This window comes from Actinomycetospora chibensis (genome assembly GCF_028737215.1).
Taxonomy (GTDB): domain Bacteria; phylum Actinomycetota; class Actinomycetes; order Mycobacteriales; family Pseudonocardiaceae; genus Actinomycetospora; species Actinomycetospora chibensis.
In genome coordinates, this window is sequence record NZ_JAQZAM010000004.1 from 99,541 (window position 1) to 120,567 (window position 21,027).

Consider the following 21,027-nt stretch of genomic DNA (forward strand, 5'->3'; position numbering starts at 1 on the left):
CCGCGCCCCGACGCGCGCCCTCCGGAGGAGAACGATGTCCCGCAGGCCCCTCGCCGCCGTCACCGGTGCGGCACTGGTGATGATCGCGCTGTCCGCGTGCACGAGCACCGCGCCCCAGGGTGGTGGCGAGGGCGGGCCGATCCAGGTGACGGCGTCGGACACCACCTGCGACATCTCCGCGACCGAGGCGCCCGCCGGCAACGTCGCGTTCTCGATCCGGAACACCGGCACGAAGGTCACCGAGTTCTACGTCTACGGCACGGGCGACCGGATCGTCGGCGAGGTCGAGAACATCGGCCCCGGCCTCTCCCGTCAGCTGCTGGTCGAGGTGCCCCAGGGCGGCCAGTACACGACCGCCTGCAAGCCGGGCATGGTCGGCGACGGCATCCGCGCGCCGTTCACCGTCACCGGCAACGTGGCGGGGGCGACGTCCCAGGACGCCGTGCTCGCCGCCGCGGTGTCCGGCTACCAGCGCTACACGAACTCCCAGATCGAGGCCGGGATCGCCCGGACCCAGGAGTTCGTCGACGCGGTCAAGCGGGGCGACGTCCCTGCGGCCCGGGCGCTCTTCCCGATCTCGCGCACCTACTGGGAGCGCGTCGAGCCGGTGGCGGAGTCGTTCGGCGACATCGACCCGCGCGTCGACGGCCGCGAGGACGACGAGCGCGACCCGGGCGTCGCGTGGACCGGGTACCACCGCCTCGAGAAGGACCTGTGGGTCACCGGCCTGCAGCCCGACTCGGCCGCGATCGGCGACCAGCTGATGGCCGACATGCGCGACCTGCAGACCCGCGCCGCGACCGTCGCGCTCACCCCCGTGCAGCTGGCGAACGGCGCCAAGGAGCTCCTCGACGAGGTCGCCACCGGCAAGATCACCGGCGAGGAGGACCGCTACTCGCACACCGACCTGTGGGACTTCCGCGCCAACGTGGACGGCTCGCAGGCCGCGGTCGCCGCCCTGCGTCCGGCGCTCGACCAGCGCGACCCCGCGCTGGGCCCGGTGCTCGACGCCCGCTTCGCCGACGTCGACCGGCTCCTCGAGCAGTACCGCGCCGGGGACGGCTACGTGCTCTACACCCAGCTCACCGAGCAGGACAAGCAGCGCATGACCCAGACGGTCGATGCGCTCGGCGAGCCCGTGAGCCAGGTCGCCGCGGTGGTGTCCGGGCAGTGAGATCCGCGACGTGGCGGCACGACCGCAGCCAACTGACCATGGCGGCATGACGGGCCGTACCGGATGACGGACACCACCGACGAACCCCGACCGGGCATGTCCCGGCGCCGGCTCCTGGGATGGACCGGCGCCGGGGCGGCCCTGGCCGGGGTCGGCGCCGTGGCGGGCTACTCCGCCGCGGACACCGACCCGCCGCCGGACCCGTCCGGCGGCGTCGTGCCGTTCCGCGATGTGCACCAGGCCGGGATCATCACGCCCGCACAGGACCGGCTGCACTTCGTCGCGCTCGACCTGACCACCGTCGACCGTGCGGCGATCGTCAGCCTGCTCCGACGCTGGACGACGGCCGCGGAGCGCATGACCGCCGGCGCCGAGGCGGCCCCCGGCGGCGCGGTGAACCGGAACCCGGAGGCCCCGCCGAGCGACACCGGCGAGGCGCTCGGCCTGCCGGCGTCCGCGCTGACGATCACCTTCGGGATCGGCGGGAGCCTGCTGGACAAGCTCGGCATCCCGCGCCCGCCGGAGCTCGCCGACCTCCCGCCGTTCCAGCTCGACACCCTCGACCCGGCGCTCTCCGGCGGCGACCTCTGCCTGCAGGCGTGCGCGAACGACCCGCAGGTCGCGGTGCACGCGGTGCGCAACCTCGTGCGCACCGGCTTCGGTACGACGTCGGTGCGCTGGTCGCAGCTCGGGTTCGGGCGGACGTCGTCGACGTCGGCCGCCCAGCAGACCCACCGCAACCTCTTCGGCTTCAAGGACGGCACCAACAACCTCAAGGCCGAGGACACCGCGCTGCTCGAGGAGCAGGTCTGGGTGCCGCCGGCGCAGGGCCCCGCGTGGCTCACGGGCGGCACGTACCTCGTGGCGCGCCGCATCCGGATGCACGTCGAGACCTGGGACCGCACCTCGCTGGCCGAGCAGGAGTCCCTCACGGGACGCACCAAGGGTGAGGGCGCCCCGATCGGACAGGCCCGCGAGTTCGACATCCCGAACCTGGGCCCCGGCTCCCCGATCGCCGAGGACGCGCACATCCGACTCGCCTCGGCGCAGAACAACGGCGGCGCGCGCATCCTGCGCCGCGGCTACAACTTCGTCGACGGCAGCGACGGGCTGGGCCACCTCAACGCGGGCCTGTTCTTCCTCGCGTTCATGCAGGACCCCCGGCGCCAGTTCGTGCCGATGCAGAGCCAGCTGGCCCGCAACGACAAGATGATGGAGTACATCCGGCACACCGGGTCGGCGGTGTTCGCGGTCCCGCCGGGGCTTCGCGAGGGCGCCTACTGGGGGCAGTCGCTGCTCGAGGGGTGACGCGACGGGTCGGGGGAAACCGTCACCTACCGCCCCGTAATCTCCACGGCGATGAGCGCCCCCACCGACCCCTCACCGGGGTCCCGCGATCGTGCCCCGGGGCCCCGCCGGTCGACGGTGCGCAGTGGCGTGGACGAGGGCGGGACCCCGCCCCCGCCGCGGCACCGGCTCGCCCTCGTCGGCCGTCTCGGTCTCGTGGTGGTGCTGCTCCTGGCCGTCGTCGCGACGGTGGTCGTCGTGAGCCAGCGCAACCAGTTCGGGCGCCAGGACGCGGGCGCCGAGGAGATCCCGGCCCTCGAGGTCGCGCCCGCCCCCGTGCAGCTCGGCACCGTCGCGCAGCCCGACGCGCTCGCGCCGCCGACGTCGCTCGTGCCGGGCGGCGCGCCGTCGCAGGCGCCCGCGGGCGGTGCCCGCACCGTGTCCGGCTGGGCGACCGACATCGCGAGCCGCGTGGACGTCCCCGCCCGCGCCCTGCAGGCCTACGGCCAGGCCGACCTCGCGGTGAAGCAGGAGCAGCCGGACTGCAACCTCTCGTGGGTCACGATCGCGGGCCTCGCGCGCATCGAGTCCAACCACGGTCGCTACCGGGGCGCCTCGATCGCCGACAACGGCGACGTCACCCCGCGCGTCATCGGCGTCCCCCTCGACGGCACCGGCGGCAACCGCACCATCGGGGACACCGACCGCGGCGTGCTCGACGGCGACTCCGCGCTCGACCGCGCCGTGGGCCCGCTGCAGTTCATCCCGTCGACGTGGGCGAAGTGGCGCTCCGACGGCAACGGCGACGGCGTGGCCGACCCGAACAACATCTTCGACGGCGCCCTCGCCGCGGGCCGCTACCTCTGCGCCGGCGGTCGCGACCTCGCCACCGGCCCCGGCTGGCGCGCCGCGGTGCTGTCGTACAACAACTCCGACGAGTACGGCCGCCGCGTCTACGCCGCCGCCGACTCGTACGCCTCGGCGAGCCAGGCGTAGTCGCCGGGGGCGGCTAGGGGTTGCTGCCGCCCGCCCGGTCGGAGCGGACGGCGATGTTCGCGCTGACCTCGCCCAGGGCCTCCTGGTACTCGGGCCGCGGGTCCATCGCCGCCGCCATGCGCAGCTGGGTGCGGGCCTCCACGAGCCGGCTCTGACGCTGCAGCGTTCGCCCGAGGGCGAAGCGCGCATAGTGGTCGGCCGGGTCGAGCTCGAGCACGCGCAGGAAGCCCTCCTCGGCGCGGCGGAACTGCGCGGACGCCAGGTAGGCGCGGGCGGCCAGCAGGTGCACCGAGGCCGCCTCCGGCTCGTCGGAGAGCAGCGGGGCCAGGGCTCTGAGGGCGTCGAGAGGCCGGCGCCGCTCGAGGAGCTCCTCGGCGCGGCGGAACGCCTCCACCGCCGACACCCCCGGGGTGCCGTCAAGATCGGCGGGGTCGGGCTGTGCGGCGGACATCCCTGCCACCGTAGGCGGCGTCCCCGCGCCGCGCGAGGGACCGCTCCGCTCTCGGACCTCCCCGAGCGTGGCGTCCCGGGGCGCTCGGGCACGGCGTCTACGATGCGGACGACGTGCCGTGCCCCGGGGCGCGGCGAGGCGATCCATCGTTCGGAGGCACGGGCCGTGGCGGTCATCGAGCAGGTCGGCGCACGAGAGATCCTCGACTCGCGGGGCACACCCACGGTCGAGGTCGAGGTGGCGCTCGACGACGGCACGCTGACCCGCGCCGCGGTGCCCTCCGGGGCGTCCACCGGCGAGCACGAGGCGGTCGAGCTGCGCGACGGCGACGACTCCCGCTACCTGGGCAAGGGCGTCGAGCGCGCCGTCGCCGGGGTGCTCGACGAGATCGGGCCCGGCCTGGTCGGCATCGACGCCGCCGAGCAGCGCGTCGTCGACCAGAAGCTCATCGACCTCGACGGCACGCCGGACAAGTCGCGGCTCGGCGCCAACGCGCTGCTGGGCGTCTCGCTGGCCGTCGCCCGCGCCGCCGCCGAGTCGGCCGAGCTCGACCTCTTCCGCTACGTCGGCGGCCCGAACGCCCACGTACTGCCGGTGCCGATGATGAACATCCTCAACGGCGGCGCCCACGCCGACTCCGGGGTGGACATCCAGGAGTTCATGATCGCGCCGATCGGCGCCGAGTCGTTCCGCGAGGCCCTGCGCTGGGGCGCCGAGGTCTACCAGGCGCTGAAGAAGGTGCTCAAGGGCAAGGGCCTCTCGACGGGCCTGGGCGACGAGGGCGGCTTCGCGCCGTCGCTGCCGCACAACCGCGAGGCGCTCGACCTCATCGTCTCCGCCATCCGCGAGGCGGGCTACACGCCCGGCCGCGACATCGTGCTGGCCCTGGACGTCGCGGCCAGCGAGTTCTACTCCGACGGCGTCTACCGTTTCGAGGGCGAGACCCGCAGCGCCGCCCAGATGAGCTCCTACTACGGCGAGCTGCTCGACGCCTACCCGCTGGTCTCGATCGAGGACCCGCTCTCGGAGAACGACTGGGACGGCTGGACCAAGCTCACCGGCGACGTCGGTGACCGCGTCCAGATCGTCGGCGACGACCTGTTCGTCACCAACATCGAGCGCCTCGAGGAGGGCATCGAGCGGCGCGCCGGGAACGCCCTGCTGGTCAAGGTCAACCAGATCGGCACGCTCTCGGAGACCCTCGACGCGGTCGCTCTCGCCCAGCAGTACGGCTACCGCTGCATGATGAGCCACCGCTCCGGCGAGACCGAGGACACCACGATCGCCGACCTCGCCGTGGCCACCAACTGCGGCCAGATCAAGACCGGCGCGACGGCCCGCTCCGAGCGCGTCGCCAAGTACAACCAGCTGCTGCGCATCGAGGAGGCCCTCGGCGACGCCGCGCGCTACGCCGGCGACCTGGCCTTCCCGCGCTTCGACCCGGACGCCTGAGCCGCGTGGCCGCGCCCGACCGCCACGACCGCGCCGCCGGCGGATCCCCGGGGCCGTCGGGCGGCTCGGGGTCGGCCGGCTCGGGGTCGCGCGGGTCGGGGTCGGGCGGCGGCCGGGGCCGGGGGCGCCGCACCGGGCGGGGCGCCGCGTCGGCGGGCACCCGGGGCGCCGGGGCCGCGACGTCGTCGCGCGGGCGCACGCGGGCCCGTCAGGGTCCCCGCCGCGACCCGCAGCGTGTCGTGCGTCGTCGCCACCCGTTGCGTGTCCCCTCCGGCCCCGCGGCCGCCGCGGCACGGGCGCGCCGCGCCGCCGCCGCGACCGGGGGCGCGCTGGGGCTCTCCACCGCCCGCCGGGCCGCGGTGCTCGCCGTCGTGGTGTGTGCGCTGGCCCTGACCGTGGCGGTGCCGCTGCGCAACTACGTGACCCAGCGCCACGAGATCGCCGCCGTAGCGGCAGAGCAGGAGCGCCTGGCGCGCGACGTCGGCACCCTGACCGACGAGCGCTCGGCGCTGCGCGACCCGGCGCACATCGAGGCGCTGGCCCGCGAGCGTCTCGGCTACGCCCGTCCTGGCGAGGTGCCCTACCGGGTCGAGCTGCCCGGCGACGCGGACGCCCCCCGCGACCCCCGCGACGCCGGAGCGGGTGCCGAGCTGCCGCCCGCGGAGGCCGACCTGCCCTGGTACGCCCGCGTCGCCCGCACGACCCTCGGCACGGCCCCGTGAGCGAGGGTGCTGGCGACGGCGCCCTCGACGGCGAGCCGACTCAGGACGACGTCGACGCGGTGACCGGGCAGATCGGCCGGCGCCCCCGGGGCCTGCGCCGAATCGCGCACCGCTGCCCGTGCGGCCTGCCCGACGTCGTCGAGACCGCGCCGCGCCTCGAGGACGGCACCCCCTTCCCGACGCTCTACTACGCGACCTGCCCGCGGCTGACCTCGCGGATCGGCACGCTGGAGGCCGACGGGCTGATGCGCGAGCAGACCGAGCGCCTCGAGACGGACCCCGACTTCGCCGCGCGCTACGCGTCGGCCCACGCCGACTACCTCGCTGAGCGCGACGCGATCGAGCCGCTGGGCACCGAGGTCAGCGCCGGCGGCATGCCGACGCGCGTGAAGTGCCTGCACGTCCACGTCGCCCACACCCTGGCCCGCGGACCGGGGGTGAACCCGTCCGGCGACGAGGCCCTCGAGCGCCTCGACGCGTGGTGGCACGCCGGGCCGTGCGTCGGCCCGTCCGCCGACGACGCGAGCTGATCCGGGCTGATCCGGGCTGATCCGGGCTGATCCGAAACGCCCCCGACGGGCTGACGCCGCGGCGCTCCACCGGGCGACGGCCCCGGGGCCGCTCCGTCCCGATCTCCGGCACGCACCGTGGCGTCGGGATCCCGGCCGGGTGGACCCGCACCCCGGCCCGGTCACGACCCCCCTCTCGGTTTGATCGACCCGCGCGTCGCACCGCAGGATGGTCCTACCGGTTCCCCCGACCGGTGCAGTGCGACGGTGCGGACGGCCCGTCGCACACCGGGTACCGGGCTCGCGCCGGGACGCCTCACGGCGACCCCGCAGGCCCGCCCGCAGCCCGGCCGCCGGGCGCCCCCTCCCGCCGGGGCGCCCGGCGACCGGACCGCCGGCCCCGGTCCCGGCGACCCCGCCCCCGGCGGAAAGGCCTCGTCCTCGCTAGCGTCGACACCGGAGCCCGGGCGAGCGGCCCGGGGGAGCACCACGTGCAGGGGGGCGTCCATGCCACGCGTCGCGGCCGTCGACTGCGGGACCAATTCGATCCGGCTGCTGGTCGCCGACGTGACCGTCCGCGAGGACGGTTCGGCCTGGCTCGAGGACGTCCACCGCGAGATGCGGATCAACCGGCTCGGCCAGGGCGTGGACGCCACCGGTCGGCTCGCGCCGGAGTCGCTGACGCGGACCCGCGAGGCGCTCGCCGCCTACTCCGAGATGCTGCGCCGCCACGGTGTCGCCGTGGGGCCCGACACCGTGCGCGTCTGCGCCACCTCGGCCACCCGCGACGCCGAGAACCGCGACGAGTTCTTCGGCGCGGTCCGCGAGATCGTCGGGGTCGACGCCGACGTCATCACTGGCGACGAGGAGGCCCGCCTCTCATTCGCGGGCGCGGTGGCCGACCTCGACCCCGACGAGGGCCCGTTCGTCGTCGCCGACGTCGGGGGCGGGTCCACCGAGATCGTCACCGGCACATGGGACGCGGTGCGCGCGGAGGTCACGGCGGCCCGCTCGACGGACGTGGGCTGTGTGCGGCTGACCGAGAAGTTCCTGCACGACGACCCCCCGACCGCGGAGCAGATCACCGAGGCCGAGGAGTTCACCCGCGCGACGCTGGCGCCCGCGTTCGCCGAGGTGGCCGTCGCCGACGTCCAGACCTGGGTGGCCGTCGCCGGCACCGCCACGACGCTCGCCGCGGTGGGCATGGGCCTGCGGACCTACGACGCCGACCGCATCCACCTCTCGCGCCTCGGTCTGGACGACGTGCGCGCCACCGCGCGGCGTCTGGAGGCCATGCCCCGCGACGAGCGGGCGGCGCTCGGCCCGATGCACCCGGGGCGGGTCGACGTCATCGGCGGCGGGTCGCTGGTGATGCGGGTGCTCGCCGAGGAGCTCGCCGAGCGCACCGACGTCACCGAGCTCGTGGTCTCCGAGCACGACATCCTCGACGGGATCGCCCGGGCACTGGCGGCCCGGTGGTGACGGCCCGGCCGGCCGACCCGCCGGGCGCTCCCCGCACCGGGGCGCCCGGCGTCCTGCCACTCGCGGCGCTCGTGCTCGCCCGGCGGGTGCGGGCGCTGGTGGCCGTCACCGTCGTCCACACGATCGTCCTCGCGGTGGCCGCGTGGGTCGCGGGCAACGGGCCCACGCTGCCGAGCGTTGCGGCCCTCGCCGCGCACCTCGCGATCTCGCTGGCCGCCGCCCTGCCGGTGCGCTGGCAGTTCGCGGGCGACCCCGCGCTCCGCGAGCGCCGCGCCGTGCGGGCGATGACGGTGTCGTTCGTGGTCCTCGCGGTCTACAGCGCGGTCGACGCCGTCACCGACGCCCTCACGCCCGGCAGGCCCGGAGAGACGCTGGTCGGCGGTCTGCTCGGCCTCGCCGCCGCCGTCGCGCTGCCGTTGCTGGTCGCCGCCGACGCGCGGACCGCCCGGGCGCAGGGCGCCGACCGCGACCCGCGGGTCCGGCCCGTGGCGCCCACCGGGCTGGTCGTGGCGCTGTGCGCCGTGCTGGTCGCGGCGTCCGGCGTCGATCTCCTGGCGGGTACGGCGGTGGCACCCTCGCTGGCCGCGCCGACCGTCTCGGCGGTCGTGGCCGTGCTCGCGGCGCGGGAGGCGTGGGGTGCCTGGCACCGCTGACCCCGCGCTCGTGGCCGACCTCCCCGCGCTCGACGCGGCGGTGTCGGAGTGCCGGGCGTGCCCGCGGCTCGTGGCGTGGCGGGAGGAGGTCGCGGCGACCAGACGGGCCGCGTTCCGGGACGAGACGTACTGGGGCCGTCCGGTGCCGGGGTTCGGCGCGGTCGACGCGCGGCTGCTGATCGTGGGGCTCGCCCCCGCGGCCCACGGCGCCAACCGCACAGGGCGCATGTTCACCGGCGACCGCAGCGGCGACGTCCTCTACGCCGCGCTGCACGCCGTCGGTCTCGCGTCCCAGCCGACGTCGGTCGCGATCGGCGACGGCCTCGAGCTGTTCGGGGTCCGGATCACCGCGCCGGTGCGCTGCGCCCCGCCCGAGAACAAGCCGACGCCGGACGAGCGCGACCGCTGCCGGCCGTGGCTCGCCCGCGAGCTCGCGCTGCTGCGCGACACCGTGCGCGCGGTCGTCGTGCTCGGCGGGTTCGGGTGGCAGGCGCTGCTCCCCGTGCTCGCCACCCCGGATCCCGCGGGCGGGCACCCGGGCTGGGTGGTGCCGCGTCCCCGGCCGGCCTTCGGGCACGGGGCGCACGTGACGCTCGAGCCCGCGGACGCGAAGCGCAGCGGAGCCGGACCATCGATGACCGAGCCCGGCGCGGCCGCCCCGCTCGAGGTGTTCGGGAGCTACCACGTCAGCCAGCAGAACACCTTCACCGGGCGGCTCACCCCGGCGATGCTCGAGGACGTCCTCGCGACCGCCGCCCGCGCCGCCGGCCTGGAACCGACCACCCCGGCGCGAGCGGAGAGCTAGGCTCCCCGGGTCAGTGAGAAGCCCACGGAAGTGACCACCGACGCTAGGCCCTCGTAGCCCAATCGGCAGAGGCGGGCGACTTAAAATCGCCGAAGTGTGGGTTCGAACCCCACCGAGGGCACCACCTGATCGCCGACCGGATCGTCACCCGTCTCCCCGGCTCGTCGCCCGCCCGTCACCGTCGACACCCCGGCCGGTCGACCGCGTGTCACCCGCCCGTCGCAGCGGCAGCGCGGAGAGCGGTCGGCCCGCTGCCGCGCCCCGCGGTGATCGACCGCTCGGGCGCCCGGGATGAACCGCTCGACGCCCACCCCCGCAAAGCTGCTCCGAACGGGCGAGAAGATCAGCGAGACTTCCCGGCTGGGAGGTGAGGTGTCGTGGCTGACCCCGGGGACCTGTCGGGGCGGATCCCCGCGCCGCAGGGCGCGCGTCCGCCGTGGCGCGAGCTCGAGGGGCTGCGCCCGCTGACGCTGCGGGCGTGCCGGCGTCTCATCGTCGTCGCGCCGCACCCGCGCGACGAGATCCGCGCCGCCGGCGGCCTGCTGCGTCGCCTGGCCGCGCGGCACGCGTCGGTCGACGTGCTCGCGCTGACGGACGGTCCCGGGCGCACGTGCACCCCGCCGGAGGGCATCGCGGTCCCCGACCCCGGCGACCTCGGTGCCGACCTCGTCGTGCGCCCGGACGACCTCGGCGACCCCGACACCCTGGACTCGGTGCTCGCGCGCCTCGACGGGATCGCGCCGGAGGACGGCGACGGCGAGGAGCCCGCGGGCGACGGCGGCTCCGACCCCGAGGAGATCGCCCTCGCCGACGCGTACCGCGCGCTGGGCGTCGCCGAGGTCCACCGGCACCGCCTCGGGCTCCCGGACGCCGGGCTGTCGCGCTGCGAGGCCGACGTGGTCGGAGCGCTCAGCGAGATCGTCGGCTTCGTCGAGGACCCGCACGGGCTGTGCGTGCTCGCCCCGTGGTCCGGGGACGGCGACGACGACCACGAGGCGGCCGGGCGCGCCGCGGAGATCGTGTGCGCGGCCTACCGGGTGCGGCTCGTGCGGTGGCTGGACCAGGCGTGGAGCTGGGCGGGACCGGAGTCCGCCGAGGTGCCGTGGCGGCGTGCGCGCCAGCTCGCGCTGTCGGAGACGGTCCAGGCCCGTAAGCTCGCGGCCAGCGCGGCGTTCGGTGGCCGTCCCGGACGCGATCGCGAGCTGCCCGACGGCTCGGCCCCCGGTCCCCGTGAGGTCTTCCTGGTGTGAGCAGGCCCCCCGTCCTCCTATCGGGTGTTCCGACACCCATCGTGTCCCTCCTTGCGTCACCTGTCCGGACGTACCTGTCCGGGAGCGGACGTCCTCGTGGGTGTCATCCGCGGATCGGCCTCCGGTGGCGGCCGATAGGCTGCTCCAGGTGACGGGCCGGACGAAGGACGACCACGGTGAGGTGGCGACGGACTTCCGTGGGTCGTCCACCGAGGTCGAGCCGGACTACGCCGCCCAGGCCCAGCAGGTGCGGGACGCCGTCGTCGACGAGGGCGGGGTCCGCGAGCACGACCTCCCGCAGGTGCTGCACACCGCGCCGGCGGCCGTCGCACTCATCGACCTCGGCGAGGGGCTCGTCACCTACGCCAACGACTCCGCCGCGGGCCTCACCGGTGGCCGCGCGTCGTTGCCGATAGACGTCGACGCCTGGAGCGAGGCGGCCGGCCTGACCGACCTGTCCGGCCGTCCGATGCGCGACACCGCGTCGCCACTCTCGCGGGTCGCCCAGGGCATCCCCGTGTCGGGCGAGCCGGTGGCCGTGACCGACGCGGCACGCCGCGGCTCCGACGCCAGCGACGAGGAGCGCGAGGAGGCCGAGGGCCGGCTGCTGTGGGTCACCGGCTTCCCGCTCTCGGAGGCGGTGAACTCCGACGAGCGTCGGCTCGCGCTGGTGGTCTTCCTCCAGCTCTCGGGCGCGGGGGCGCAGCGCCACCTCGAGATGGTGCGCGACCGCGCCGTGGTCGCGACCGAGCTGTCGTTCACGATCTCGGACCCGTCGCGGGAGCAGAACCCGCTGGTGTGGGTCAACCCCGCGTTCTCCCGGCTCACGGGCTACGAGCTCGACGAGGTCCTCGGGCGCAACTGCCGCTTCCTGCAGGGCCCGAACACCGACCCGGCCTCGATCTCGCGGATCCGCACCGCCCTGGTCGAGGAGCGCCCGATCACCGAGGTGCTGCTCAACTACCGGCGTGACGGCACGGCGTTCTGGAACCAGGTGTCGATCACCCCGGTGCTCGACGGCCAGGGCCGCGTCGTCAACTTCGTGGGCGTCCAGTCCGACGTCACCGAGCGCGTCATGGTGGAGAACGAGCGCCGTGCCGCGCTCGCCGCCGCCGAGGAGACCCGCGAGCAGCTCCGCCTGCTCACCGAGTCGACGTCGGCGATGTCCGCGAGCCTCGACACCACCGGTGTCGCCGAGGCGCTCGCCCGCATCGTCGTCCCGGCCATGGCCGACTTCTGCTGCGTCGACCTGCTGGAGGACGCCGACGGCAACTCGTCGGTGCGCCGCGCGGCGGTCAACCACCGCGACGAGTCGAAGGTCGACGACGTCCGCGGGCTGGGCCGGTGGATCAGCCCCACCGAGGACGGGCGCGATCCCGTCGGGCAGGCGCTCGGCAGCGGCACACCCTCGCTGCTGCCCGAGCTCCCGGTCCGTCCCGCGGGCATCGCCGAGCAGCCCGAACTGCTCGGGCGGTACGAGGCGCTGCGGCCGCGCTCGGCCGTCGTCGTCCCGCTGCGGGCCCGCGGGCAGGTGCTCGGCGCGCTGACGCTGGGCACGGAGCTGCCCTACGGCCGGCGCTACTCCCAGCGCGACCTCTACCTCGCCGCCGACCTCGCGGCGCGCGCCGGCCTCGCGGTCGACAACGCCCGGCTCTACGCCCGCGAGCACGCCGCGGCCGAGACGTTGCAGCGCAGCCTGCTGCCCGCGGTGCCGCCGATGACGGGCATGACGGTGGCCTCGCGCTACCTCGCCGCCACGGACGGGGCCCAGGTCGGCGGCGACTGGTACGACATGCTCCCGCTGCCCGACGGCGCGGTCGGTCTCGCGGTCGGCGACGTCGTCGGTCACGACCTGCGGGCGGCGGCGGCGATGGGCGAGCTGCGCGGGGTGCTGCGCTCCTACGCGTGGGAGGGCCTCGGCCCGGCCGAGGTGGTCGACCGCTGCAACCACGTGATCAAGGGTCTCGGCATGGCCGCGATGGCCACCGCGGTCTACGCCCGGCTCGAGCGCGGGGACGGCGGCGGCTGGACGATGCGCTACGCCAACGCCGGTCACCCGCCGCCGCTGCTGCGCCGGGCCGACGGACGGGTCGAGCTGCTCACCGGCAACCTGTCGCCGATGATCGGGGCGACGCGGGAGGTGCCCCGCGAGGAGACGGTGGTGGCCTGCGGGGCGGGGGACGTGTTCCTCCTGCACACCGACGGGCTCATCGAGGCGCCGGGCACCGACCCGGACGAGCGCACCCAGCTGATCGCCGACACCCTCGCCGCCCAGCCGCCGGACATCCCGGTCGAGGAGCTCTGCGACCGCCTGCTCGGCGTGCTCGGGGTCGACGGGCTGCGCGACGACGCGGTGCTGCTCGCCATCCGCATCGACGCCGCCGACGGGCCCGCCGCGGCCTGACGGGCCGCGGAGCACCAGGACGCAAGGCCCCCCGGGACGCACGACGGCCCGGCGCCGTCAGTGGACGGGCCGGGCCGTGGTGCGGGTCGGGGGCGCGTCAGGGACGCGGGGGCTCCTCGCCGGGCGGGTGCGGCGGCGGGCCCTGCCCCTCCGGCGGGGGCGGCTGCTCCTGGCCGCCGTGCAGGTAGTCCTTGGCCTTATCGCCGAACTGGTCGACCTGCTGCTCGTGGCCGAACTTCTCGCCGACGACGTCCGCGCCCTTGTCGACGTAGCCGTCGGCCTTGTCCGGGTTCTTCCCGGCCCAGTCCTTGGCCTTGTCCGCCATCTTGCCGAGATCCATCCCGACACCCCTTCCTGCCGACTGCGGGGCTCCGGCCCGAGAGTGCCCCGCTCTCGCCGCATGACACCTCCCGCGGGCGCCCCTACCTCCGAACGGGGCCCTAGACTGGGAGCCGCCCCCCATCACGGGCGGAAGCGGACACGGAGTGTGGTGGTCGCCTTCCGGTAAAGTTCCTTTTACCGACGCGGGAACCGAAGCCCGCATCCCATCGTTGGACCAGGTGGACGACAGTCCGCGGTCGAACCGGCCGGCGGCATCCCGCCGTCGAAGTCGGCTTCGCGTAGGAGGAGGACGAGAGGTGCGCACCAGCAGCAACCCGGCGTTCCGCAACCTGCCCACCTCACCGGGTGGGTACGCGCGGTTCGGCGCCGCCCCGGCCGGCATGGCCGGCGCGGGTGGCATGTTCGGCGGGGGCGGCAGCCCGATGCCGACCGCGGCGGCCGACGACCGCCCGCTCACCGTCGACGACGTCGTTCAGAAGACGGCGCTCAACGCCGTCCTCGCCATCGCCGTCGGTATCGCGAGCGCCGTGGTCGGCCTCGGGTTCATCGGCATCATCGGTGGATTCGTCGTCGGCCTCGTCCTCGCTCTGATCATCATCTTCAAGCAGAGCACCAACAAGGCGCTCGTGCTGGGCTACTCCCTCGCCGAGGGTGTGGCCCTCGGCTCGCTGACCGGGCTCCTCGAGAGCTCCAGCAGCCAGTACGCCGGTATCGGCTTCCAGGCGATCCTCGGTGTGCTGGGCGTCTTCATCGGGATGCTGGTCGTCTACAAGACCGGCGCCATACGGGTGACGCCCCGCCTGACCAAGATGGTCATCGGCGCCGCCATCGGCGTCCTGATCCTCATGGTCGCGAACCTGCTGATCAGCTTCTTCGTCGACGGCGGCCTGGGTCTGCGCTCGGGCGGCCCGCTGGCGATCATCTTCAGCCTGGTCTGCATCGGCATCGGCGCGTTCATGCTGCTGCTCGACTTCGACCAGGCCGACCAGGCGGTCAAGGCCGGCGTCCCCGCGAGGTTCGCGTGGTACCTGGCCTTCGGCTTCATGACCACGCTGGTCTGGCTCTACATCGAGATCCTGCAGCTGCTGAGTTACTTCCGGCAGTAGCTCGCGGCACCGACGACGACGGCCCCTCCCGGAACCCTCCGGGAGGGGCCGTCGCACGTCCGGGGTCGGCATGCTGAGTGGGGGAGCGAGGGACGCCTTGGCTGCGTCGGGGCAGCGAGGGACGCCCCGGGTGCGTGGGCGGCGCGGGTGGCGGTGCCGAGCGAGGGACGCCTTGGCTGCGTCGGGAGCAGCGAGGGACGCCCTGGGTGCGTGGGCGGCGCGGGTGGCGGTGCCGAGCGAGGGACGCCTTCGCTGCGTCGGGGGCAGCGAGGGACGCCCTGGGTGCGTGGGCGAGCTGTGGATTCAGGCGGCGCGCTGCACCCGGACCGCCGGGCGGGGACGTCGAGAGGCGGCGGCATAGGCAGCGAGGAGATCTCGGCGGACCTGCGGCCGCTCCTCGCGGAGCTGGCGCGGCGTGTGGGCCACGACGTGCACGTCGTGGCCGGTCATACGGGCCTGGCGTCGCATCGTGTCCCCGAAGGCGTCGGGATCGGCGTGGTGGCGGAACGAATAAATCTCCCAGGCGAGTCCGACGTCGTCGAGCCACCCGTCCGGGTCGGCGAGGATGGTCCCGTCCTCGAGGACGAGTCGCGGGTTCCACATCATCGGGGGCAGTTCCGGGATCGAGGCCGCGAGCGATCGGGCCCACGCCTCGGGAACGGAGCGCACGCCGTCCTCGATCTCGGCGAGGACGGGTCGCACCCTGGCCGTTCCCCGGCCGCAGCCCGATTCCAGCTCCGAGCGGAGGGCTCGCGCCGTCGTGAACCTGCGCTGGACCGCCTCGGCGAGGAGCGCGCGCAGATCGTCGAACGCCGTCATGCGACACGCCGCCTCGACGACGGCTCGCGTGACGGGGGCGACCGGGAGCCCGTGGATCTCCGTCGGCGTCGGGAGGCGATGGGTGCGCACGACCGTGATCGGAGGTCGGGACACCCGATGACGACCGTGCTCCACGAGCACCAGCGCGGTGCCGTTCGGATCCTTCGGGACGCGCTCGAGGCCGTGGAGACGCGCAGCCGCCGCACCCGAGAGCACGGCGCCCCGTCCCGCGTACAGGACCGCGCCGGCGAGGCGCTGCTCCTCCGTTCGCGGCGTCCCCGCGAGGGAGATGACGCCGTAGGCGCTGCGATCCCAGACCCCGGCCTCGACCCGGCGCGCGATCGTGCTCGAGAGCACGCCGAACTCCAGGAGGTCGGCATGCCGGATCTGGTCGTGCAGGGCGGCCTGGTGGACGGCGACCCAGTCGATGGTGCGACGGCTGCTCACACGGGTTTCGACGGAGCCGGGGTGTGGGCGGTTCCATCGACCGTGTCGGCCGGCGAGCGAGGGTCACCCTGACTGCCTCCCACGCAGTCGAGGTCACCCTCGCTCCACGAGCTCGCGTCGCGTGGCGCCCTTGAAGGGCGAACGAGGGACGCCCTCGCTGCGTCACACGCCGTCGAGGTGACCCTCGCTCCGGACACCACGCACGACGCGCCCGCCGGCGCAAGCCAGCTCAGCTCAGGCGCTCGAGCACCATCGCCATGCCCTGCCCGCCGCCGACGCACATGGTCTCGAGGCCGAGGGTGGCGTCGCGGGTGCGCAGGCCGTTGATCAGCGTGGTGGCGATGCGCGCGCCGGTCATGCCGAACGGGTGGCCAACGGCGATCGAGCCGCCGTGCACGTTGAGCTTCTCCTCGATGTCGTCGTCGGACATCCCCAGGCCCCGTGCCGACGGGAGGACCTGGGCGGCGAAGGCCTCGTTGATCTCGACGAGGTCGACGTCGGCGATCCCGAGCCCCGCGCGGGCCAGCGCCCGCGCCGACGCCTCGATCGGCCCGAGGCCCATGATCTCGGGCGAGAGCGCGCTGACGGCGGTGGAGACGATGCGCGCGAGCGGGGTGATCCCCAGCGCCTCGGCGCGCTCGGCGGACATCACCACGAGCGCGGCGGCGCCGTCGTTGAGCGGGCAGGCGTTGCCGGCGGTGATGCGCCCGTCGGGACGGAAGACCGGCTTGAGGTCGGCGAGCGCCTCGTAGGTCGTGCTCGGGCGCGGGCTGTCGTCGTGCTCCATCACCGAGCCGTCGGGCAGCGTCACCGGGGTGATCTCGCGCGCCCAGAAGCCGTTCTCCTGACCGGCGCCCGCCCGCTGCTGGGAGCGCGCGGCGAAGCGGTCCATCTCCTCGCGCGTCACGCCCTCGGCGAGCGCCACGTTCTCCGCGGTCTGTCCCATCGCGATGTACGCGTCGGGGAGCAGGCCGTCGGCGCGCGGGTCGTGCCACTCGGTCGCCCCGGACGCGGCCACCTCGGCCGTGCGCGCCTCGGCGTCGGCGAACAGCGGGTTGTGCGTGCCGGGCAGGTTGTCGGAGCTGCCCTTGTCGAACCGCGAGACGGTCTCGACGCCGGCGGCGAGGAACGCGTCGCCCTCGCCGGCGCGGATGGCGTGGGCGGCCATGCGCGCGGTCTGCACCGACGACGAGCAGTACCGCGTGATCGTCGCGCCGGGCAGGGTGTCCATCCCGAGCTGCACGGCGACGATGCGGGCGAGGTTGTGGCCCTGCTCGCCACCGGGCAGGCCGCACCCGAGCAGGAGGTCCTCCACCTCGGTCGGGTCGAGCGCGGGGACGGCGTCGAGCGCGGCGCGCACCACCTGCGCGGCGAGGTCGTCGGGACGCATCCCGGCCAGCGAGCCCTTGCGGGCGCGCCCGATCGGCGAGCGGACGGCGGACACGATGACGGCCTCGCGGCCAGGGGCGACCATGGCGCCGACCCTACGACCGCGCGCCAGGGCAGGTCCCGTCGTCGCCTCCCGGCGAGGTGATCCGCCGCACGTCCGAGGGGGTGGGCGGCACTCCGGGCGCCGAAGCCGGAGGATGGGTGTCATGCGCTACGCGGAGCACGTCGCGGACCTCATCGGCCACACGCCGCTGGTGCGTCTCAACCATGTCGTCCCGACGGGGCCCGACGCACCCCTGGTGCTCGCGAAGGTCGAGTACTTCAACCCCGGCGGCAGCGTGAAGGACCGCATCGCCGAGAAGATGATCGACGCCGCCGAGGCGTCGGGCGAGCTGAAGCCGGGCGGCACCATCGTCGAGCCGACGTCGGGCAACACCGGCATCGGCCTGGCGATCATCGCCCAGCAGCGCGGCTACCACTGCATCTTCGTCGTGCCCGACAAGGTGAGCGTGGCGAAGCAGGACGCGCTCCGCGCCTACGGCGCCGAGGTCGTCGTGTGCCCCGCCGCCGTCGAGCCCGAGAGCCCGGAGTCGTACTACTCGGTCTCCGACCGGCTCGCCCGCGAGACCGACGGCGGCTGGAAGCCCAACCAGTACGCCAACCCGGCCAACCCCGCCTCCCACGTCGCGACCACCGGCCCCGAGATCTGGGAGCAGACCGACGGGCGCATCACGCACTTCGTCGCCGGCGTCGGCACCGGGGGCACCGTCTCGGGCACGGGCCACTACCTCAAGGACGTCTCCGGGGGCCGGGTGCAGATCGTCGGCGCCGACCCGGTCGGCTCGGTGTACTCCGGCGGCGACGGCCGCCCCTACCTCGTCGAGGGCGTCGGCGAGGACTTCTGGCCGACCACCTACGACCGCGACGTCTGCGACGACATCGTCGCGGTGCCCGACGGCGACTCCTTCCACATGACGCGGCGCCTCGCCAGCGAGGAGGCGCTGCTGGTCGGCGGCTCGTGCGGGATGGCCGTCTGCGCGGCCGCGAAGGTCGCCGCCGAGGCCGGCCCCGACGACGTGATCGTCGTGCTGCTGCCCGACGGCGGGCGCGGCTACCTCTCGACGGTGTTCAACGACCAGTGGATGTCCTCGTACGGCTTCCTCACCCCGGACACCACCGAGTGGACCGTCGGCGACGTCCTGCGCCGCAAGGACGGCTCGATCCCGGACCTCGTGCACGGCCACCCCAGCGAGACCGTGGCCGACGCCGTGTCGATCATGCGGGAGTTCGGGGTCTCGCAGATGCCGATCGTCCGCGCGGAGCCGCCGGTGATGGCGGCCGAGGTCCGGGGCGCCGTCACCGTCCGGGACCTGCTCGACAAGGTGTTCAACGAGCAGGCCTCGCTCACCGACCCCGTCGAGCGGCACCTGTCGAACCCGCTGCCCAGCCTCGGCAGCACCGAGCCGCTGTCCAAGGCGGTGCAGGCGCTGCGCGGCGGCGACGGCGCGCTGGTGGTCGTCGACGGCCGCCCCGCCGGCATCGTCACCCGCGCCGACATCCTGGCGTTCCTCGCCACGGGCAGCCGCTACGACATGGGTGGACCGGCGTGACCCCGGGGTGCCTAGGGTGGACGAGGTGAACGGTTTCTCGACCCGCGCCCTGCACGACGGCCAGGAGCCCGACCCGACCACGGGCTCGGTCGTCGTCCCCATCTTCGCGACGTCCACCTTCGCCCAGGACGGCGTCGGTGGCCTGCGCTCGGGCTACGAGTACGCGCGCACCGGCAACCCGACGCGCACCGCGCTGGAGACGACGCTGGCCTCGCTCGAGGGCGGCCGGCACGCCCGGGCTTTCGCGTCGGGCATGGCGGCCGAGGACGCGCTGCTGCGCGGCGTGCTGCGCCCCGGCGACCACGTGCTGATGCCGCTGGACGCCTACGGCGGCACCTACCGGTTGATCTCGACGGTCTACTGCGACTGGGGCGTCGAGTACACCGCGGTCGACACCGCCGACGTCGACGCGGTGCGCGCGGCGATCCGGCCGAACACCAAGGTCCTCTGGTGCGAGACGCCGACCAACCCGCTGCTCGGCATCGCCGACATCGCGGCGCTCGGGGCGCTGGCCCGCGAGCACGACCTGATGCTGGTCGTCGACAACACCTTCGCCTCGCCGTACCTGCAGACCCCGCTCGCGCTCGGCGCGCACGCCGTCGTGCACTCGACGACGAAGTACCTCGGCGGGCACTCCGACGTCGTCGGGGGCGCGCTCGTCACCGACGACACCGAGCTGGACGCCACGCTCGGGCGCATGCAGAACGGCATGGGCGCCGTGCCCGGGCCGTTCGACTGCTTCCTCACCCAGCGGGGCCTCAAGACGCTCGCCGTGCGCATGGAGCGCCACAGCGACAACGCCGAGCGCGTCGCCGACGTCCTCGCCGCCCACCCGGCGGTCGTCTCGGTGCTCTATCCGGGCCGCGCCGACCACCCGGGGCACGAGGTGGCGGCCAAGCAGATGCGCCGCTTCGGCGGGATGATCTCGGCCCGCATCGCCGGCGGCGAGCAGGCCGCCCGCGACTTCTGTGCCGCGACCCGGGTGTTCACGCTCGCCGAGTCCCTGGGCGGCGTGGAGTCGCTCGTCGAGCACCCCGGCGCGATGACCCACGCCTCGGCGGCGGGCTCGCTGCTCGAGGTGCCCGCCGACCTCGTGCGCCTGTCGGTCGGGCTCGAGGACGCCGACGACCTCGTCGACGACGTCCGCCAGGCCCTCGACTCGCTGGCGTAGGAGCCGTCCTCCAGCTCAGCTCAGGTCAGGGCGTCGCCGTAGACGTGCTCGACGGTCATCGTCATGAGCACGCGCCGGTCGGCCACCATGGTCGCGCGGTAGTCGTCCCAGTCCGGGTGCTCGCCGGCCGCGGCGCGGTAGTACGCGACGAGGGTCTCCACCTCCGGCCCGTGCGGGTCGGTCCCCGGGCCGACCAGCGTCACCGGGCCCTCGGCGGTGGCCCACGACCGGCCGTCGGCGCTCGTCACCTCCAGCGCGGCGCGGGGGTCGCGGCGCAGGTTGGCGGTCTTGGCGCGCCCCTCGGTCATCGACACGGTGAGCGTGCCCGCCTCGCGGTCGTAGAACGGCATGACGGGGGAGAGCTGGGGACGGCCGTCGGCCTTGATCGTGGCGAGGACGCCGAGACGGCTCCCGGCGAGCAGAGCGTGCGGGTCGAACGGCAGGTCTGACGAAGGGGCGGTCATGCCCCGATCCTGGCCCCGCAGGCCGGGATCGTCAGCGGCTCCTACCCGCGGCGGGAGGCCGGGTCGTGCATCGAGGGATCGGTCATCGGGTCGATGTCACCGGGCTTCACGCAGCCCCCGACGAGGGCGATGCCGTCCGGGGTGCTGACGTAGGTGCCCGGGTCGTCGCACCCGGCGTTGCCGACGGTGCCGAAGGCCGCCACCGCGAGCAGCGCGGCGAGCAGCAGGGGCAGTGCGCGGGCCACCCGTGACGCGCGCGTGCCGTCCGCGGGAGAGGCGTCCGCCGCGGCGGCGGGCGCAGCAGCCGTCGCGAGGGGAGTCGTAGGGGCGAAGGCCGACACGTCGGAGAACGTGTGGGCAGGCCGTGAGGTTCCCGGCGCCGGGCCGACCGGATCGATCGCCATGCCGTCTCACCCCCTGGAGCGGATGCCTCACGCCGCCCCCACGAGGCTACCGACGTGCGTGGCGGGCGTGAGGCGCGCGCACGGCGGGGC

Annotated in this window: 20 protein-coding genes and 1 tRNA gene; 15 read left to right on the top strand and 6 right to left on the bottom strand. The window is 74.8% G+C overall.

The features are described from left to right. Nucleotides 1–34 precede the first annotated feature (34 nt). The 3 genes from efeO (at nt 35) to PH189_RS07285 (ending at nt 3,457) form a co-directional block, all read left to right on the top strand. The gene (gene efeO, locus PH189_RS07275) at nt 35–1,174 is read left to right on the top strand and encodes an iron uptake system protein EfeO (RefSeq protein ID WP_274188105.1); all 1,140 of its coding nucleotides are present in this window, start codon (nt 35–37) and stop codon (nt 1,172–1,174) included. Nucleotides 1,175–1,237: 63 nt separating this feature from the next. Beyond that, a complete protein-coding gene (gene efeB / locus PH189_RS07280) occupies nt 1,238–2,482 on the top strand; it encodes an iron uptake transporter deferrochelatase/peroxidase subunit (protein WP_274188106.1) in 1,245 nt (414 codons plus the stop codon). A gap of 51 nt (nt 2,483–2,533) precedes the next feature. Beyond that, entirely contained in the window at nt 2,534–3,457 is a 924-nt protein-coding gene (locus PH189_RS07285; protein ID WP_274188107.1) for a lytic transglycosylase domain-containing protein, read from the top strand. Between the two features lie 13 nt (nt 3,458–3,470). Here the strand turns inward: PH189_RS07285 and PH189_RS07290 are convergent, their stop codons facing one another. Next, on the bottom strand, nt 3,471–3,908 hold the full coding sequence (locus PH189_RS07290) for a tetratricopeptide repeat protein (protein ID WP_274188108.1): 438 nt from the start codon (nt 3,906–3,908) through the stop codon (nt 3,471–3,473). A 165-nt stretch (nt 3,909–4,073) separates the two neighbouring features. On the opposite strand from PH189_RS07290, the gene eno reads away from it, so the two are divergent. From eno to PH189_RS07335, 9 genes are all read left to right on the top strand, one after another. Continuing rightward, nucleotides 4,074–5,360, top strand: coding sequence for a phosphopyruvate hydratase (gene eno / locus PH189_RS07295; RefSeq protein ID WP_274188109.1), 1,287 nt, complete (start codon nt 4,074–4,076; stop codon nt 5,358–5,360). A gap of 5 nt (nt 5,361–5,365) precedes the next feature. After that, nucleotides 5,366–6,082: an FtsB family cell division protein gene (locus PH189_RS07300; RefSeq protein ID WP_274188110.1), complete on the top strand. Its 717-nt coding sequence runs from the start codon at nt 5,366–5,368 to the stop codon at nt 6,080–6,082. Then, complete coding sequence (locus PH189_RS07305; protein WP_378014934.1) at nt 6,079–6,612, top strand: DUF501 domain-containing protein; 534 nt, start codon at nt 6,079–6,081, stop codon at nt 6,610–6,612. The genes PH189_RS07300 and PH189_RS07305 overlap by 4 nt, the downstream gene beginning before the upstream one ends. Nucleotides 6,613–7,098: 486 nt before the next feature. Beyond that, nucleotides 7,099–8,073 (top strand): Ppx/GppA phosphatase family protein, encoded by a 975-nt coding sequence (locus PH189_RS07310; protein ID WP_274188111.1) that lies wholly within the window; start codon nt 7,099–7,101, stop codon nt 8,071–8,073. Continuing rightward, nucleotides 8,067–8,726: a hypothetical protein gene (locus PH189_RS07315; RefSeq protein WP_274188112.1), complete on the top strand. Its 660-nt coding sequence runs from the start codon at nt 8,067–8,069 to the stop codon at nt 8,724–8,726. The genes PH189_RS07310 and PH189_RS07315 overlap by 7 nt, the downstream gene beginning before the upstream one ends. Then, complete coding sequence (locus PH189_RS07320) at nt 8,710–9,531, top strand: uracil-DNA glycosylase (protein ID WP_274188113.1); 822 nt, start codon at nt 8,710–8,712, stop codon at nt 9,529–9,531. Before PH189_RS07315 ends, PH189_RS07320 begins: the two co-directional genes overlap by 17 nt. Nucleotides 9,532–9,578: 47 nt before the next feature. After that, nucleotides 9,579–9,655: transfer RNA gene (locus PH189_RS07325), tRNA-Leu, on the top strand. Between the two features lie 253 nt (nt 9,656–9,908). Further along, entirely contained in the window at nt 9,909–10,781 is an 873-nt protein-coding gene (locus PH189_RS07330) for a PIG-L deacetylase family protein (RefSeq protein ID WP_274188114.1), read from the top strand. Between the two features lie 148 nt (nt 10,782–10,929). Next, complete coding sequence (locus tag PH189_RS07335) at nt 10,930–13,185, top strand: SpoIIE family protein phosphatase (RefSeq protein ID WP_274188115.1); 2,256 nt, start codon at nt 10,930–10,932, stop codon at nt 13,183–13,185. A gap of 97 nt (nt 13,186–13,282) precedes the next feature. Here PH189_RS07335 and PH189_RS07340 read toward each other — a convergent pair whose 3' ends face one another. Next, nucleotides 13,283–13,525, bottom strand: coding sequence for an antitoxin (locus tag PH189_RS07340; protein WP_274188116.1), 243 nt, complete (start codon nt 13,523–13,525; stop codon nt 13,283–13,285). 298 nt (nt 13,526–13,823) lie between these two features. On the opposite strand from PH189_RS07340, the gene PH189_RS07345 reads away from it, so the two are divergent. After that, nucleotides 13,824–14,633, top strand: coding sequence for a Bax inhibitor-1/YccA family protein (locus PH189_RS07345; protein ID WP_274188117.1), 810 nt, complete (start codon nt 13,824–13,826; stop codon nt 14,631–14,633). 303 nt (nt 14,634–14,936) lie between these two features. On the opposite strand, the gene PH189_RS07350 is transcribed toward PH189_RS07345, so the two are convergent. Beyond that, nucleotides 14,937–15,899, bottom strand: coding sequence for a hypothetical protein (locus tag PH189_RS07350; protein ID WP_274188118.1), 963 nt, complete (start codon nt 15,897–15,899; stop codon nt 14,937–14,939). 229 nt (nt 15,900–16,128) lie between these two features. Next, nucleotides 16,129–17,373: an acetyl-CoA C-acetyltransferase gene (locus PH189_RS07355; protein WP_274188119.1), complete on the bottom strand. Its 1,245-nt coding sequence runs from the start codon at nt 17,371–17,373 to the stop codon at nt 16,129–16,131. A 121-nt stretch (nt 17,374–17,494) separates the two neighbouring features. Between PH189_RS07355 and PH189_RS07360 the strand changes: the two genes are divergently transcribed. Further along, entirely contained in the window at nt 17,495–18,898 is a 1,404-nt protein-coding gene (locus PH189_RS07360; protein ID WP_274188120.1) for a cystathionine beta-synthase, read from the top strand. Nucleotides 18,899–18,923: 25 nt separating this feature from the next. Further along, entirely contained in the window at nt 18,924–20,069 is a 1,146-nt protein-coding gene (locus PH189_RS07365; protein ID WP_274188352.1) for a cystathionine gamma-synthase, read from the top strand. 20 nt (nt 20,070–20,089) lie between these two features. On the opposite strand, the gene PH189_RS07370 is transcribed toward PH189_RS07365, so the two are convergent. Further along, nucleotides 20,090–20,533 carry a PPOX class F420-dependent oxidoreductase gene (locus tag PH189_RS07370; RefSeq protein WP_274188121.1) on the bottom strand — a complete coding sequence of 148 codons (444 nt, stop codon included), beginning with the start codon at nt 20,531–20,533 and terminating at the stop codon, nt 20,090–20,092. A 41-nt stretch (nt 20,534–20,574) separates the two neighbouring features. Beyond that, nucleotides 20,575–20,937 (bottom strand): hypothetical protein, encoded by a 363-nt coding sequence (locus tag PH189_RS07375; protein WP_274188122.1) that lies wholly within the window; start codon nt 20,935–20,937, stop codon nt 20,575–20,577. Nucleotides 20,938–21,027: the final 90 nt, after the last annotated feature.